At 68.0% G+C, this 15,481-nt stretch carries 12 protein-coding genes; 4 read left to right on the plus strand and 8 right to left on the minus strand.

Features of this window, described 5'->3' with window-relative positions; translation table 11 throughout:
• Positions 1–11 precede the first annotated feature (11 nt).
• Complete coding sequence (locus ACZ5QD_RS11270) at positions 12–2,183, minus strand: acyl-CoA dehydrogenase (protein WP_062366011.1); 2,172 nt, start codon at positions 2,181–2,183, stop codon at positions 12–14.
• A 168-nt stretch (positions 2,184–2,351) separates the two neighbouring features.
• Between ACZ5QD_RS11270 and kstR the strand changes: the two genes are divergently transcribed.
• Entirely contained in the window at positions 2,352–2,978 is a 627-nt protein-coding gene (kstR, locus tag ACZ5QD_RS11275; protein ID WP_085950754.1) for a cholesterol catabolism transcriptional regulator KstR, read from the plus strand.
• Between the two features lie 24 nt (positions 2,979–3,002).
• Here the strand turns inward: kstR and ACZ5QD_RS11280 are convergent, their stop codons facing one another.
• The gene (locus ACZ5QD_RS11280) at positions 3,003–4,034 is read right to left on the minus strand and encodes an alpha/beta hydrolase (protein WP_411815636.1); all 1,032 of its coding nucleotides are present in this window, start codon (positions 4,032–4,034) and stop codon (positions 3,003–3,005) included.
• Between the two features lie 245 nt (positions 4,035–4,279).
• Between ACZ5QD_RS11280 and ACZ5QD_RS11285 the strand changes: the two genes are divergently transcribed.
• Entirely contained in the window at positions 4,280–5,737 is a 1,458-nt protein-coding gene (locus ACZ5QD_RS11285) for an acyltransferase (RefSeq protein ID WP_006897297.1), read from the plus strand.
• Between the two features lie 140 nt (positions 5,738–5,877).
• On the opposite strand, the gene ACZ5QD_RS11290 is transcribed toward ACZ5QD_RS11285, so the two are convergent.
• From ACZ5QD_RS11290 to ACZ5QD_RS11300, 3 genes are all read right to left on the minus strand, one after another.
• The gene (locus tag ACZ5QD_RS11290; protein ID WP_006897298.1) at positions 5,878–6,780 is read right to left on the minus strand and encodes an SGNH/GDSL hydrolase family protein; all 903 of its coding nucleotides are present in this window, start codon (positions 6,778–6,780) and stop codon (positions 5,878–5,880) included.
• A 106-nt stretch (positions 6,781–6,886) separates the two neighbouring features.
• Positions 6,887–7,849, minus strand: a complete 963-nt coding sequence (locus tag ACZ5QD_RS11295; protein WP_081598126.1) for a hypothetical protein — start codon at positions 7,847–7,849, stop codon at positions 6,887–6,889.
• A 130-nt stretch (positions 7,850–7,979) separates the two neighbouring features.
• Entirely contained in the window at positions 7,980–10,520 is a 2,541-nt protein-coding gene (locus ACZ5QD_RS11300) for an ATP-dependent Clp protease ATP-binding subunit (protein ID WP_006897300.1), read from the minus strand.
• A 254-nt stretch (positions 10,521–10,774) separates the two neighbouring features.
• On the opposite strand from ACZ5QD_RS11300, the gene ACZ5QD_RS11305 reads away from it, so the two are divergent.
• The gene (locus ACZ5QD_RS11305; RefSeq protein WP_006897301.1) at positions 10,775–12,085 is read left to right on the plus strand and encodes a PQQ-binding-like beta-propeller repeat protein; all 1,311 of its coding nucleotides are present in this window, start codon (positions 10,775–10,777) and stop codon (positions 12,083–12,085) included.
• 13 nt (positions 12,086–12,098) lie between these two features.
• Here ACZ5QD_RS11305 and ACZ5QD_RS11310 read toward each other — a convergent pair whose 3' ends face one another.
• Positions 12,099–12,494, minus strand: a complete 396-nt coding sequence (locus tag ACZ5QD_RS11310) for a winged helix-turn-helix transcriptional regulator (protein ID WP_006897302.1) — start codon at positions 12,492–12,494, stop codon at positions 12,099–12,101.
• A 131-nt stretch (positions 12,495–12,625) separates the two neighbouring features.
• Here ACZ5QD_RS11310 and ACZ5QD_RS11315 point away from each other — a divergent pair, with 131 nt between their 5' ends.
• Positions 12,626–13,483, plus strand: a complete 858-nt coding sequence (locus ACZ5QD_RS11315; RefSeq protein WP_006897303.1) for an SDR family oxidoreductase — start codon at positions 12,626–12,628, stop codon at positions 13,481–13,483.
• 11 nt (positions 13,484–13,494) lie between these two features.
• Here ACZ5QD_RS11315 and ACZ5QD_RS11320 read toward each other — a convergent pair whose 3' ends face one another.
• Both ACZ5QD_RS11320 and purQ read right to left on the minus strand, forming a co-directional pair.
• The gene (locus tag ACZ5QD_RS11320; protein WP_006897304.1) at positions 13,495–14,796 is read right to left on the minus strand and encodes a M18 family aminopeptidase; all 1,302 of its coding nucleotides are present in this window, start codon (positions 14,794–14,796) and stop codon (positions 13,495–13,497) included.
• Positions 14,796–15,476 (minus strand): phosphoribosylformylglycinamidine synthase subunit PurQ, encoded by a 681-nt coding sequence (gene purQ, locus ACZ5QD_RS11325; protein ID WP_006897305.1) that lies wholly within the window; start codon positions 15,474–15,476, stop codon positions 14,796–14,798. The genes ACZ5QD_RS11320 and purQ overlap by 1 nt, the downstream gene beginning before the upstream one ends.
• Positions 15,477–15,481: the final 5 nt, after the last annotated feature.

Consider the following 15,481-nt stretch of genomic DNA (forward strand, 5'->3'; position numbering starts at 1 on the left):
GCGTTTCCCGCTCACCCGCGGGGTAGACCTAGAATCCGTTCAGCCGCTGCGTTCTTCAGGATCTGGGTGGTTCCACCGGCGATCGAGAGGCAGCGATTCAGCAGCAGCAGGTCGGTGGCGGCGGTCGCGCCCAGCCCCTCGCACCCCAGCAGATCGGTGGCGAACTCGGGCACCGACTGCCGGTGCACCACACCGATCAGTTTCCGGACACTCGACGTGGCGCCCGGGTCGGTGCCACTGAGCCGCTGAGCCACCGACCGCGCGTCGAGCACCCGTCCGATGTGGGCGTCGGCGATGATCCGGCCCAGTTCGAGCGTCTGGGCCCCGGTCAGTTCGACGCCGCTGCTGTCGAGTTGCCGGAGCAGCGCATCCACCTCCTTGCCCAGCCCGGACCCGCCCATGGCGACACGCTCGTTGGCGAGGGTGGTGCGCGCCAGGCGCCAGCCGTTTCCGACGTCGCCGACCACCATGGAATCGGGCACGAAAACGTTGTCGAGGAAGACCTCGTTGAACATCGCCCGGCCGGTCAGCTCCCGCAGCGGACGGATGTCGATGCCCGGTGCCGACATGTCGACCAGGAAATACGTGATGCCCTTGTGCTTGGCCACGTCCGGATCGGTCCGCGCCAGGCACACCGCCCACTGCGACATGTGCGCCTCCGACGTCCAGATCTTCTGTCCGGTCAGCAGCCAGCCGCCGTCGGTGCGGACCGCGCGCGTGCGCAGTGATGCGAGATCGCTGCCCGCCTCGGGTTCGCTGAACAGCTGGCACCAGCGGATCTCGCCCGCGAGGGTGGGCGAGACGAACTTCTCGCGCTGCTCGTCGGTGCCGTGCTCCAGGATGGTCGGCAGCGCCCATCCGGCGATCACCAGGTCGGGGCGGACCACGCCGACCCGGTCGAGCTCCGCGTCGATGAGCAGCTGCAACGCCGGATCGGCCGACAATCCGTAGGGCTCCGGCCAGTGCGGGGCGAGGAATCCGGTGCGAGCGAGCTCGGCGCGTCGCTCCGACTCCGGTACCGCCGCGATCGCCTCGGCGGTGGCCGCGATCGCGGGCCTGCGGGCCTCGGCGTCGGCGAGGTCGAGCGAGAACTCTCGGCGGCCGCCGGCACGGCCGAGCTCGGCCAACGCCGCGCGCTGGGGCTCCCCGGCGGCGAGCTGCATGCGCGCGGCGAGCGCGGAACGCAGATACAGGTGCGCGTCGTGCTCGAAGGTGAAGCCGATGCCGCCGAGGACCTGAATGGCGTCCTTCGCGTTGGCGGGCGAGAGATCCGCGGTCAGCACCGCGGCCGCCAGCCTGCTCAGTTCCACCTGGTCACGACCCTGATCACCGGTACCGGTCCGCGCGTCGTCGAGCGCGCGAGCGAGGTCCCATGCGGCGGCGGCGAGCTGCTCGCTCCGGCAGAGCATGTCCGCGCAGATCTGCTTGATCGCCTGAAACGACCCGATCACCGCACCGAATTGGGTGCGGACCTTCGCATAGTCGACCGCCAGGTCCAGGACGTGCGCGGCGACCCCGGCCTGATAGGCGATCACGCCGACGTGCAGGAGGGCCACGAACAGCTCACCGTCGTCCAGCGCGAGCGTCTCCTCCTCCGAGAGCTCCGACACCCGCACCCGCACCGGGACCGCCGTGCCGTCCAGGGGCCCGGCGACCGCGTCGGTCTCCATGCGGCACGATGCCGGATCGATGAGGCGCCACCGCACGGTGCCGCCGTCGAATGTCAGCGGTGCGGCGACGAGTGCGTCGGACACGTACGCGGGGATCAGACCGAGGTCCACTGAGCCGTCGACCACGCCGAAGCCCGCGGACTCGGCGACCGCGGTGGCGGGCACCACCACCGGGCGCTGTCCGGCCATCACCTCGTCGGCGAGTTCCGCACCCTGCGTGGCCAGCACGTATCCGGCGGCCATCGTCGGCGCAAGCGGACCGGGAACCAGCTCCGAACCGCAGGCGGAGAACATCACGGCGACGTCCTCGACGCTGCCGCCTGCACCTCCCGCACTCTCCGGAACACCGGCGGCGAACAGCCCGAGGTCCGCGATCTGCGTCCACAGCGGACGCCAGGAGTCCGCCGAGTGGTCGAGATCGCCCCGCACCGCGGAGCGAACATCGCGCGCCTGAGCCCAAGCAGCGATACTGTCACTTACAACCCTTTGGTCCGCTGACGTGGCGATTGTCACCGAGACCTCCTCCGAGATTCTGTTGGTAACGTCAATTAGAACCTGTTCTAATATCCATTGGGTGTACACCATCGGAGGGCGGCTGCCAACTGGCGGCCGATGGACGTGACGTAACGGAGGAGACGGAAACCTATGGCTGGCGCGGGAACGACGAAGACCGAGACCGATATGCCGGCGCCGCCTCCAGCCCCCGCTCAACTGTCCGGTGCCGAGGTCGGATCCGCCGCACAGCGTGAACGACGCAGGCGCATCCTCGACGCCACCCTGGCGCTCGCATCGAAGGGTGGATACGACGCCGTCCAGATGCGAGCCGTCGCCGACAAGGCCGACGTGGCCGTCGGCACGCTGTACCGCTATTTCCCGTCCAAGGTGCACCTGCTGGTGACCGCACTCGCCCGCGAACTCGAGAAGGTGGAGTCGCGCGCCGACCGCAGCGTCCTGCAGGGTGACACCGCCGTGGAGCGACTGCGCTTCGTCCTCGACATGATCACGTTCGCGATGCAGAAGGATCCGCTGCTCACCGAAGCGATGACGCGGGCCTTCATGTTCGCCGACGCCTCGGCCACCAGCGAGGTCAACCGAGTCGCCACCATCATCGACCGACTGCTCGCAGGCGCGATGATCGACGACGCGGACCCGGCTGCCGAGCCGACCGCCCAGGATCTCGCGATCGCCCGCGTCATCTCGGACGTGTGGATGTCGAATCTGGTGCAGTGGCTGACCCGGCGCGCCTCGGCCACCGACGTCACCAACCGGATGGAACTGACCGTCCGATTGCTACTCGACCGCGACTGACACCGCGTCACACACTCGTGCCGATCAGGCCGTTCCCAGATCCTTGGCGATCATCGGCCACGTGGTGTGCAGATCCTGCTGCCAGTACTCCCAGGAGTGGGTGCCCAGCGGCCGCGAGATCACCTCGGTGTCGACGCCGGCCGTCTTGAGCGCCTGCTCCATCTGCACGGTGCAGCTGCGGACCGCGGCCTCGATGACGCCGCCCATCACCACTTGATCCACCAGAACCGCCGGGTCCCCCTTGATCAGTCTCGCATCCAGGGTGTCGTACCGGCCCGGCAGTCCGCTGCCGGAGGTCATGTAAACCTTCACACCGCGCAGTGCCGCCGCGTGCAGGTAGGGGTCGTTGGCCCGCCATCCCGGCCCGTCGAGCGGTCCCCACATGTTGGTGATGTCACCGCGGCCGCGGTCGCCGATGACGGTGCGGATGTACGCCTGGCCCAGCGGATCGCTGGTCCGTGCGCATCCGCTGTACGCAGCCACCGACCGGTACAGCTTGGGCGCCGCGATCGCGAGGTTGAACACCGAGGTCCCCGACATGGAGATGCCCGCGATCGCGTTCGCACCGCTGGTGTTCAAGGCCTTGTCGACCAGCGGCGGCAGTTCCTCCGTGAGGAAGGTCTGCCACTTGTTCCGGCCCAGCACGGGATCGTCGCGCTGCCAGTCCGTGTAGTACGAGAAGGCCCCGCCCACCGGCGTCACGACATTGACCCGCTTATCGGCGAAGAACTTCTTGTAGTCGGTCTTGGCGCGCCAGGTGGCGCTGTCCTCGCCGCCTCCCGCACCGTTGAGCAGATACAGGACCGGCGCCGGGGCATCGTCCTCGGGCCGGAGCACGTTGAGCGAGATAGTCCGCCCCATCGCGGCGGAGTACACCTCCAGGAGTGACTCCTGGGGTGCCACGTTCGTCAGCGACACGACACGCGCGGGAAGCTGAGCCGTGGCGGGTTCCTTCGGTGCGGACGTCGCCGGATCGGCCGAGGCCACCCCGGCGCCCGTCAAGAAGAGAGCGCAGACTCCCGCGACCACCGCGGCTCGTGAACTGAATCGTCGCACTGCAAACCCCTTTTGCCCCACCAATCACTTCTGTCACAGAGTATCCCGTCATGGCCGACATACCGAAACCCTGGGCGGACGTTTCGGAATCAGAACGTTGCAAATCCCCAGGGACGGGCCCGGCGAACGTGACCGAACGGACATCGACGCCGTTGCTGATGTGTGTTTACCCAGCCTGGGCTAGTACCCTCGCCACAGCAGCAGCACCAGAGCCAGGTGAATGAACGACAAGACAGGGTAGCCAGGTGGTAAACGCCCAACCGAAGATCGACGACGCGCCCGAGCGTCGGCCCGACGCAATCGAGGAGCCTTCGGCGCCGACGGACACGCAGACACCGCAGCCCGCGGACACCGCTGAGGTGCCGGCCCCCGTCAAGAAGAAGAAAGACGGGCATCTCTACCAGATCGACTTCGTCCGTCTCTTCACCTTCGGCGGCGTCATCCTCGACCACGTCATCCTGGGGCTCGCCCCCGCGACGGCGATGGCGGCCCAGGGTCTGGGTCTGCTCCTGCGGTACACGCGCTACTGCTTCTTCGCGCTCACCGGCTTCGTCCTCACCTACCAGTACCGCAACCGCGAACTGCACGCACCGACCTTCTGGCGCAGACGCTACAAGCTGATCGGCCTGCCCTTCGTGGTGTGGTCGCTGTTCTACTGGACCAATCGCCACTACCAGCAGGGCGGCTGGGACGCGATCCGCGGCATCTTCACCGACGGCGCCTCCGAGCGCCTCGCACTCAAGAGTCTCGCGTACGACCTGATCACCGGCAACGCCGCCTACCACCTGTACTTCCTGTCCGTGAGCATGCAGATCTATCTGGTGTTCCCGGCGGTCCTGTGGGTTCTGAAGCGGACCTGGGGATACCACCGGTACCTGCTCGCGGCCAGCCTGACGTTCCACATCTGGCTGCTGTTCCACATGGTGCGTCCGCCGCTCTCCTTCTTCGAGAGCGGTGTGCCCGGCCTGATCTGGCGCTACCTCGGCGTCACGCTGTTCCCGTATCAGTTCTTCATCCTCGCGGGCTGCCTGGCCGCGTATCACTACGAGGCCTTCAGCGGCTTCATGAGGCGCTTCCGCCGGCCGTTGGTGCTCGTCGCCCTCGTGACGATCATCGTGACCCTGGTGTACTTCGTCTACAACGTCGACCAGGGCGAAGAGATGTTCCGCGCCACCAACGTCTTCATGGTGCACAACGCGTTCGCCTTCGTCGCGATCATCGTGATCCTGTACGTCTGCGGAACCATCTGGCAGGACAGGCGGAGCTCGGGCTCGATCGCCGACAGGTTCATGCGAACCGCCGCGGACCGGTCGTTCGGCATCTATCTGGCGCACGTCATCGTGCTCTCGACCGTCCTGGTCAGCTCACGCGAGCACCTCGACGCCCCGCTGTGGATCAATCTCCTGCTGACCTACCTCGTCACCGTTCTCGGCACCGTCTACCTCGTCGAGGTACTCCGCCGCAGTCCGATCAGCCTCATCACCACCGGACGCGAACGGATCGACTGGCGCATCCAGCGCTGGGGCCGGTCGTCGTTCGTCGCAGTGGTGGGCGGAACGATCGGGTTCGGCGTGTACGAGTCGGTGAACACCGAACTCGGCGTCCTGATCACGGCGACCAGCGCGCTGCTGCTGCTCTCCGCGATCGTCGTGGGCGTCAAGCAGAGCAACGCGGCGCACGACGCGAAGCCCGCGCGTCCCTGACGGCCTGATCCACTGCATCGAGAAGGACCCCGGCTCGGCGAGCCGGGGTCCTTCTTCGCTGAACGTTCTTCACTGAACGGGCAGTTCCCGCTTCCCCCGGGCGTTCACGCTGGGTGCGCCCACATCGTGGTCATCACGAGTCAACGCACGGCCGCGGCCACGAGATCGGCGATGCCGGTCTTTCCCGCGGCATTCGGATGAAACACCATCTTGTTGCCGTAGCCGCGGATCCACGGTTCGGCCGCGCAGGCCGAATGCAGGGGCGCGAGCGAGGCGGTCGTGACGTGCTGGGCGCCGGTACGGTCGGCGACCCGCTGATTCACCGCGGACATCTCAGCGGCGATCTGGGCGTCCTGCTCCACCTCCCACGGCAGCAGCGGCAACAGTTGGCAGGGCGGTGCATCGATCGCCACCACCGGCGTGTAGTCGACGAGCACCACGCGAGCCAGCGGAGAGCGCGCCCGCACCGCTTCCACCGCGTTCACCAGCGACTGCTCGAGACGGCCGAAGTCGGCCGGGCCGGGCGGCGGCGGAGGCATCCGTCCCGACCCGCAGTGAGCCAGTCCGAGCGCACGCATGTTATTGCAGGCCTGAGCGATGATGCGGCCGACGAAGTCGATGTCGTTGCCGCCCGTCGTGATGGTGACCAAGCGGGTGTTGTGATCGACGGCCTCCACCTGCGGACGGATCTTGCCGTGCTTACGCACCGGTCCGGTGACCAGTTCCGCCGCGGTGGAACCCGAGCATGTCACGTCGATCAGGCGCATACCGAGCCGTGCGGCCACCTGGTGCGGATAGTTGTCGCCGGTTCGGAGGCAACGCCGATCGACCACCGGCCCCTCACCCGGGCCCGCCGCGAAGGAACTGCCCATCGCGACGTAGTTGACCGGCGGCGCGGTACGACCTGCCGTTCCGACCACCGATGCCGAGCTCGGGCCGGCCGCTCCCCGGGAGTTCGACAGGGCGAATCCGACCACCGCGGTCACCACGACCGCGACGACCACAGCGGCGACCGCCGCGGGACGATTGACCGAAGAGCGCATGGAGGAGAGTTTCACATATCCAGCTGTGGAATTCCCTAATCGGATCCGGTTGTCGCCGTTCCGTGTAAGCAATCCCACCCCCGGTTCGTCATCAGACGTCCGGGCTCTACTGCTGCGGCGGAACGCCACCCTGTCCGTGCGGCGGTGTCTGCGGCGGCTGCTGCGGATACGCGCCCGGCTGCGGCGGCTGCACCGGCGGGTACGGGCCGGGCTGCGGCGGCGGGAATCCACCCGGAGCCTGTCCGTAGCCCTGCTGCGGCTGCCCGTAGTGCCCCGGTCCCGGCTGCTGGGGTCCGGGCTGCTGGGGCTGCCCGTACTGGGGCTGCCCATACTGGGGCTGGCCGAAAGACTGTGCCGGACCTGCAGCGCCTGCGGCGGGCTTACCGCCGAACAGGCCCGGACGGATCGTGAGCAGCACCGCAGCGGCCCCCGCCGCCAACGTCACCAACGCGCCCGCGAGCACGAGCCACAACCCGTACGCAGCGCCGAGTTCGGCGCCGGGCGGCATCTCGCTGCTCGTCTTCATCCCGACCGCGCCCGTCGGGTCGGCGACGAACACGATGCCCGCGATCGTGGCCGCGAGACCGCCCACCGCGGCCACCAGCGCGCCGATGCCGGAGTAGCGCCCGATCAGCAGCAGCACCGCGCCCACCGCGACGATGACTCCGAAGACGATCATCCAGATACCCGGTTTCTTCGCCTTCTCATCGGCATCGGAGGAGAACGAGTCCTCTTGCGCCGAGATCTGGTTCTCCATCGCGGCGCGGGCGATGTCGGGCGCTTCGATGACGTACAACGACGCGTCACCGGAGCCCATGCCGGTCACCGTGAAGTCCATTCCCACGGCGATCCTCGCCGTACCGAGGCTCTGCTCGCTCTTAGCGGACCCCGAGACCCACGCCAAGAAGCTGCAGACAATGAGAACGAGAGCCCCGACAGCGGCGACAGCACCCACGATCGTCCGAGTCGACGACGGCGGCGCCGTCGGTGCCAGCAACGCGGCCACCGGTGAGGCGGGTTGTGCGGGCGGCGGCTGCGGAGGTTGGAACGGCTGCTGTCCGAAAGTCATGAGCTCCCCTGATGTCTGCGACTGATGTCGCGGCTTTCGCATCATCGTAAGGCCGCGGACGCAAAAATTTCGGCTCCCGCACCGGTCTGTGAGACCCGTGCGGGAGCCGAAATTCTGTATCAGACGGTTGTCAGCCCGCCTCGCCGTCGGCTGCCTCGGTCAGTTCCGCCGGGGCATCCGGGATCGCCCGCGGGCGGTCGGATCCGGTGAAGGTGAACGTGGCGTCCTCGCCCGTTCCCTCTCCGTCCCAGCCCTCGACGTCGATGACGACGATCTGGCCGGCCTTGATCTCCTCGAAGAGGATCTTCTCCGACAGCTGGTCCTCGATCTCGCGCTGAATGGTGCGGCGCAGCGGCCGCGCACCCAGCACCGGGTCGAATCCGCGCTTGGCCAGGAGGTTCTTGGCCTTCTCCGTCAGCTCCAGATCCATGTCCTTGTTCTTCAACTGCGCCTCCACGCGGCCGATCATCAGGTCGACCATCTTGATGATCTCGTCCTGCGTCAGCTGGTGGAAGACGATGATGTCGTCGATGCGGTTGAGGAACTCAGGCCGGAAGTGCTTCTTGAGCTCGTCGTTGACCTTCTGCTTCATCCGGTCGTAGTTGGAACCGCGGCCGTCGTCCTTGCTGAAGCCCATGCCGACAGCCTTGGAGATATCGGACGTGCCCAGGTTGGACGTGAAGATCAGCACCGTGTTCTTGAAGTCCACGGTCCGGCCCTGACCGTCGGTGAGGCGACCGTCCTCCAGCACCTGCAACAGCGTGTTGTAGATCTCCGGGTGGGCCTTCTCGATCTCGTCGAACAGGACCACCGAGAACGGCTTGCGGCGCACCTTCTCGGTGAGCTGGCCGCCCTCGTCGTAACCGACGTAGCCGGGAGGGGCTCCGAACAGTCGCGACGCGGTGAAGCGGTCGTGGAACTCACCCATGTCGATCTGGATGAGTGCGTCGTCCTCACCGAACAGGAAGTTCGCGAGCGCCTTCGACAGCTCGGTCTTACCGACACCCGACGGTCCGGCGAAGATGAACGAGCCCGACGGACGCTTCGGATCCTTGAGTCCGGCACGAGTACGGCGGATCGCACGCGAGACCGCCGCCACGGCGTCCTCCTGGCCGATGATCCGCTTGTGCAGCTCGTCCTCCATGCGGAGCAGACGAGTGGTCTCCTCCTCGGTGAGCTTGAACACCGGGATACCGGTCCAGTTGCCGAGGACCTCGGCGATCTCCTCGTCGTTGACCTCGGCGACCACGTCGAGGTCGCCCGCCCGCCACTGCTTCTCGCGCTCGGCGCGCTCGGCGACCAGTTGCTTCTCCTTGTCGCGGAGGCTCGCCGCCTTCTCGAAGTCCTGGGCGTCGATCGCCGATTCCTTCTCCTTGCGCGCTTCGGCGATGCGGTCGTCGAACTCGCGCAGGTCCGGCGGAGCGGTCATCCGGCGGATGCGCATCCGCGCGCCGGCCTCGTCGATGAGGTCGATGGCCTTGTCCGGCAGGAAGCGGTCGTTGATGTACCGATCGGCGAGGGTGGCCGCAGCCGCGAGGGCACCGTCGGTGATCGACACCTTGTGGTGCTGCTCGTAGCGGTCGCGCAGACCCTTGAGGATCTCGATGGTGTGCTCCACCGACGGCTCGCCGACCTGCACCGGCTGGAAGCGGCGCTCGAGCGCGGCGTCCTTCTCGATGTACTTGCGGTACTCGTCCAGAGTGGTGGCACCGATGGTCTGCAGTTCGCCGCGCGCCAGCTTCGGCTTCAGGATGCTGGCGGCGTCGATCGCGCCCTCGGCTGCGCCCGCGCCGACGAGCTGATGCAACTCGTCGATGAACAGGATGATGTCGCCGCGGGTGTTGATCTCCTTCAGCACCTTCTTCAAGCGCTCCTCGAAATCGCCGCGGTAGCGGCTGCCCGCGACCAGCGACCCGAGGTCGAGCGTGTAGAGCTGCTTGTCCTTGAGCGTCTCCGGGACGTTGCCGTTGACGATCGCCTGCGCCAGCCCCTCGACCACGGCGGTCTTGCCGACGCCGGGCTCACCGATGAGCACCGGGTTGTTCTTGGTGCGGCGCGAGAGGACCTGCATGACCCGCTCGATCTCCTTCTCACGGCCGATCACCGGATCGAGCTTGCCCTCGCTCGCGGCGGTCGTGAGATTGCGGCCGAACTGATCGAGGACCAGCGAGGTCGACGGTGTGCCCGACTCCGACGACCGCGCGCCGGTACCCGCCTCGGCCGGCTCCTTGCCCTGGTAGCCCGAGAGGAGCTGGATCACCTGCTGGCGGACCTTGTTCAGGTCGGCGCCCAGTTTCACCAGCACCTGCGCGGCGACGCCTTCGCCCTCGCGGATGAGACCCAGCAGGATGTGCTCGGTGCCGATGTAGTTGTGACCGAGCTGCAAGGCCTCGCGCAGACTCAGCTCCAGCACCTTCTTGGCGCGCGGAGTGAACGGGATGTGACCCGACGGCGCCTGCTGGCCCTGGCCGATGATCTCCTCGACCTGGCTGCGAACCGCCTCCAACGAGATGCCGAGCGACTCGAGCGCCTTCGCCGCGACGCCTTCACCCTCGTGGATGAGTCCCAGGAGGATGTGCTCGGTACCGATGTAGTTGTGGTTGAGCATCCGCGCTTCTTCCTGCGCCAGGACGACAACCCGGCGTGCGCGGTCGGTGAACCGTTCGAACATTGTTCTCCCTCTATTGCTTGCGCCCCGGCCGCTGTCACGAAAGTGTGACGTACTCCGGCGACCAGCCCTGCCTCCACTGTAGTGGTCCCGGGAGGCGACGAGGCAGTTACATCTGTCCTCAGTCCTCGGCTGTGTACTGCGACGGGGTTCTGTGGTTGACAACGCAACGCTCAAGGGGGATGTTCCCGGCCCGATACGCCCTGAGCGAACGGTGCTCCGACCACCCGGCCGGAGCCCGTGATTGACTGTCTTGCATGTCCTCGCGCTCCTCGTTCGCGGGCCGCCTGTCACACCTGCCCGGAGGCATGGCGGCGGTCGCAGCCCTCGGCGCCGCGGCGCTGGTCGTCACCGCCGGGGTGGTCCTGTCCGGTACCCCGGAATCCGCACCGGACGCCTCCATCGAAGGCGTGCTGCGCTCGTACTCCGCCGAACCCGACGCGGCGTGGACGCTCGACGACGGCACGCTGCCGGGGATGAGCGGGCCGGCGACGGTCGCGGCCACCGACGGCCACCGCTGGCTGATCTCGTACCCGGTCGGCATCAAGCACGAGTTCATGCTCATCGACGCACGGTCGGGCGAGCCGCAGTGGAACTCCCCGGTCGACGCGGGTTTCGGCGACTGCTCGATCAACGACCGCCGTCAGATCGGCTGCGCCGTTCGGTTGCGCATCGACGGGCCGGAGAACGGGTTCTACCTCGTCGATCAACACGACGGATCCCTCACCCGCACCGCCGACGGCGACGACACCGCCGCGGTTCTCGGCCTGGGTCCCGACTTCGTGCACGTCAATCAGAGCGGCTACCAGGTCAGTCTGCGATCACCGGACGGCGCCACCGCGTGGAGCCGCACCTTCGCCGGCGCCGCCGAGGTCCGCAAGGCGCACGGCGCTCTCATCGTCGACACCTCCGACGACGCACATCACGTCATCGACCCCGCCGACGGTACCGACCGGATCTCCTGCACCCAGTGCACGGTGGACGTCTTCGAATCCGGCATCGCGGTGACCGACACGGCGTACGGCGCCGAGTCGGTCTCGTTCCATCCCTTCACCGAGGCCGGCGTCAGCGACGAGGCCGTCGGAACGGCGCGGCGCATGCGTGTGCTCCGCGGACCGTCGACGCTCCCGGTGATCGCCCCCGCCGGCGAGGGGTCGTCTCTCGACGCCGCCGGGCACTACGAGATCGTCGATCCGGCGACCGGCGACGGGCTCTGGCAGATCGGAGATCCCGAACTGTCGAAGGCGAACGCCCGGCCGTGCGGCCGAGTGCTGTCAGTGGCGCGCAAGGATCGCTCACGCGTGTTCTTCGACCTCGCCGACGGTGCGCGGCGCGGCGCGATGCCGCCCCCGGCGCTCGATGATCCCGACGCCGCCATCGACGCCTCCTCCTGCGTGGGCGCCTCCGACGATGTGGCCGTGTTCGCGAACCCCAACCAGTTGACGGCCTACGACATCGACTCGGGCGCGCAGCTCTGGAACCGGACTGTGCTGGGATCGGCCCGTGACGTCGACGGCTACATCGTGCTGAGCGAGGGCGCGACACTCACCGCCTTGCGACCGAACTGACATCGACGCGGATTCAGCGCCCGTCGTAGGCGGCACGCGCCCCGGCGACCTCGTCCACCTGGGCCTCCACGAGTTCGATCAACCCGGAGAGCCGCTGCGCCACCTGCGTGCCCGCCTCGGTGAGCGAGTACTCCACCCGCGGCGGAATGGCTTGCAGCATCTCCCGCCGCACGTAGCCGTCTCGCTCGAGCGATTGCAGGGTCACCGACAGCATTCGTTCGCTGACGCCGTCCACCCGCCTGCGGAGCGCGTTGAACCGGAGCTCGCCGTCGAGCAGCGCCACCAGTGCGAGCAGGCCCCACCTGCTGGTGACGTTCTGGAGGATCTCGCGCGAGGAGCAGTTCCGCGAGAAGACGTCGGCCTCGAGAGACGGGTCGACGATGTTCTCCGTGGGCTGCGCGTCGTTCATGCGGCCATTCTACCCTCCTGGACGCTATGTGCTTACCATCACCATTGCACATTACTATTAGTAAGTGCATGATGAATTGACAGCGCAAATTCATCGGCGTCATCATTACGCCGACCACGAGAGGACTCCCCATGACCAGGTACGCAGTGACCGGCGCGACCGGCGGACTCGGCTCCGCCGCCGTCCACTCCTTGATCGAGCGAGGCGTCACGGCCTCCGACATCGTCGCCGTGGTCCGCGACGAGACGAAGGCGAGCGGCCTGGCGGCTGCGGGCGTCACCGTGCGCGTCGCCGACTACGCCGATCCGCCGGCCCTGCGCACCGCGCTGGCGGGCGTCGACAAGCTGCTGCTGGTGTCCGGTTCGGAGGTGGGTCGACGCCTGCCGCAACACACCAACGTGATCGAAGCGGCCACGCACGCCGGGGTCGGCCTGATCGCTTACACGAGCATCCTGCGCGCCGATTCGTCACCGCTCGTCCTGGCCGACGAACACCGCGAGACCGAGAAGCTCCTCGCGGCGAGCGGTATTGACACGGTGCTGCTGCGCAACGGCTGGTACACGGAGAACTATGCGCGCTCGCTGGCGCCCGCCGTCGAGTCGGGAGTCTTCGCGGGCAGCGCCGGAGACGGTGTGGTCGCACCCGCGGCGCGTGCCGACTACGCCGACGCCGCTGCCGCGGCGCTGATCAACGCTCCGGCGGGCGCGGTGTACGAACTCGCCGGCGCCGAGCACCTCACGTACGCCGACATCGCGGCGACGTTCGCGGCGGTCTCCGGTCGCCCGGTGACCTACCGGGATCTCCCGGAGGCCGAATACGCCGCGGCGCTGGAATCGGCCGGCGTTCCGGCCGGATTCGCCGCCGTCCTCGCCGATTCCGACACCGGGGCGGGCAAGGGCGCCCTCGACTCCGATTCGACGGATCTGGCCGACCTCCGAGGCCGACCCGGCACACCGTTCACCGAGGTCATCGAGGCCGCACTGAACTGAGCCCCGGGCGGCTACCGACGCAGGAAGGCCGCCAACGCCGCCGAATACATCGGAACGTCGTCGGCTCCCATCAACTCGCGGCAGCTGTGCATCGCGAGCTGAGGTGCGCCGACGTCGACGGTCAGCAGCCCCGTACGCGTGGCGGTGAGCGGCCCGATCGTCGAACCGCACGGGAGGTCCGCGCGATGGATGTATCGCTGCAGCGGCACGCCGGCGTCTCGGCACGCCAGCGCGAACTCGGCCTCGCCGATGGCGTCGGAGGCGTACCGCAGATTCTGATTCACCTTGAGCACCGGACCGCCGTTGACCGCGATGCGGTGCGACGGTTCGTGGCGATCGGGGTAGTTGGGATGCGTCGCGTGCGCCATGTCGCCCGACACGCAGACGCTGGCGGCCATCGTGCGGAGGAAGTCGTCGCGATCACCTCCGGACGCGGCGACGATCCGTTCGCACACCGTCACGAGGAAGTCCGACGACGCCCCGCGCTCCGACCCCGAGCCGACCTCTTCGTGGTCGAACAGCGCCAGCATCGAGATCGCACCCGACCGCTCGCCCGATCCCGCGTCGAGCAGTGCGCGCAGTCCGGCGTAGCAGGTGCCCTGATTGTCCAGTCGCGGCGCGCTCAGGAGATCCCCCGCCGCACCGACGATCCGCGACGGCGCGACGTCGTGCGTCATCAACTCCCAGCCGAGCACCGCGTCGGCGTCGAGCCCGGCACGGTCCGCGACGAAGGCCAGCAGTGGCTGCGCCTCTCCGACGCCGCGGATCGCGTCGACATGCCGCTGCGGGTCCAGGCTCACGCCCTTGCGGTCCTCCGACAGATGGATCGCCAACTGAGGGATGCGCAGGATGGGCTCGTCGATCCGGACCAGCTCGAAGGCCACCGTTCCGCCGGCGTCGTAGGCCAGCCGGCCCGACAGACCGAGGTCGCGGTCGAGCCACGAGTTCAGCCAGGCGCCGCCGTACGGTTCCAGCGCGACGGTCGCCAGACCCGCGCTGACGCGATCGGGATTCTGCTTGACGCGCAGGTTGGGGCTGTCGGTGTGGCCGCCCACGATCCGGAAGCGCGGGTCGTCAGCGGCGGCCGAGGCATCCCAGGCGATGATCGAGCCGCCGCGGACCACGTAGTGCCTGCCCGAGGCGGGATTCGACGCGGCTCCGTCCGGTCCGGCCCAGGAATCGGTCTCCGACAGCCGCTGATACCCAGCGGCGTCCAGGGTCGCGGCGACGGTCGCGCAGACGTGAAAAGGCGACGGCGAGGCGTCGATGAAGTCACCGAGCCCCGCCGCCGTCGCAGTCGTGTCGACCGTCATCAGACGGCCGCGAGCACCGCGTCCAGTGCCGAGTAGAAGAGACCGAGACCGTCGTCGCTGGGGCCGGTGAGCGCCTCGATGGCGTGCTCCGGGTGCGGCATGAGACCCACCACGCGACCGTCGGCGCTCGCGATGCCCGCGATGTCCAGGCTCGAACCGTTCGGGTTGTCGCCGGCATACGTGAACGCGATCCGGCCCTCACCCTTGAGTTCTTCGAGTTGGCGCTGGGAGGCGACGTAGCGTCCCTCGCCCGACTTCAGGGGAATGAGGATCTCAGCGCCGACCTCGTAGCGCGAGGTCCACGCCGTGGTGTTCGACTCCACACGGAGCCACTGGTCCCGGCAGATGAAGTGCAGTCCCTCGTTGCGGGTGAGCGCTCCCGGCAGGAGCCCGGCCTCGCAGAGGATCTGGAAACCGTTGCAGATCCCCAGGACCGGCATGCCGCGCTGAGCGGCCTCCACCACTTCGCCCATCACCGGGGCGAACTTGGCGATGGCCCCGCAGCGCAGGTAGTCGCCGTACGAGAAGCCGCCGGGAACGACGACGGCGTCGACCCCCTTGAGGTCGGCGTCGCCGTGCCACAGGCTCACGGCCTCGCCGCCGGCCGCGTCGACCGCGCGAGCGGCATCGACGTCGTCGAGGGTGCCGGGGAAGGTGATGACTCCGATGCGAGCAGTCATGTGGC

Source organism: Gordonia sp. J1A (genome assembly GCF_055393515.1).

Bases quoted from the DNA above. Each gene is read 5' to 3' on its own strand.
- purQ (WP_006897305.1), bottom strand. From the start codon at position 15,476: ATGACTGCTCGCATCGGAGTCATCACCTTCCCCGGCACCCTCGACGAC.
- ACZ5QD_RS11320 (WP_006897304.1), bottom strand. From the start codon at position 14,796: ATGACGGTCGACACGACTGCGACGGCGGCGGGGCTCGGTGACTTCATC.
- ACZ5QD_RS11300 (WP_006897300.1), bottom strand. From the start codon at position 10,520: ATGTTCGAACGGTTCACCGACCGCGCACGCCGGGTTGTCGTCCTGGCG.
- ACZ5QD_RS11290 (WP_006897298.1), bottom strand. From the start codon at position 6,780: ATGCGCTCTTCGGTCAATCGTCCCGCGGCGGTCGCCGCTGTGGTCGTC.
- ACZ5QD_RS11315 (WP_006897303.1), top strand. From the start codon at position 12,626: ATGACCAGGTACGCAGTGACCGGCGCGACCGGCGGACTCGGCTCCGCC.
- kstR (WP_085950754.1), top strand. From the start codon at position 2,352: ATGCCGGCGCCGCCTCCAGCCCCCGCTCAACTGTCCGGTGCCGAGGTC.
- ACZ5QD_RS11310 (WP_006897302.1), bottom strand. From the start codon at position 12,494: ATGAACGACGCGCAGCCCACGGAGAACATCGTCGACCCGTCTCTCGAG.
- ACZ5QD_RS11295 (WP_081598126.1), bottom strand. From the start codon at position 7,849: ATGACTTTCGGACAGCAGCCGTTCCAACCTCCGCAGCCGCCGCCCGCA.
- ACZ5QD_RS11305 (WP_006897301.1), top strand. From the start codon at position 10,775: ATGTCCTCGCGCTCCTCGTTCGCGGGCCGCCTGTCACACCTGCCCGGA.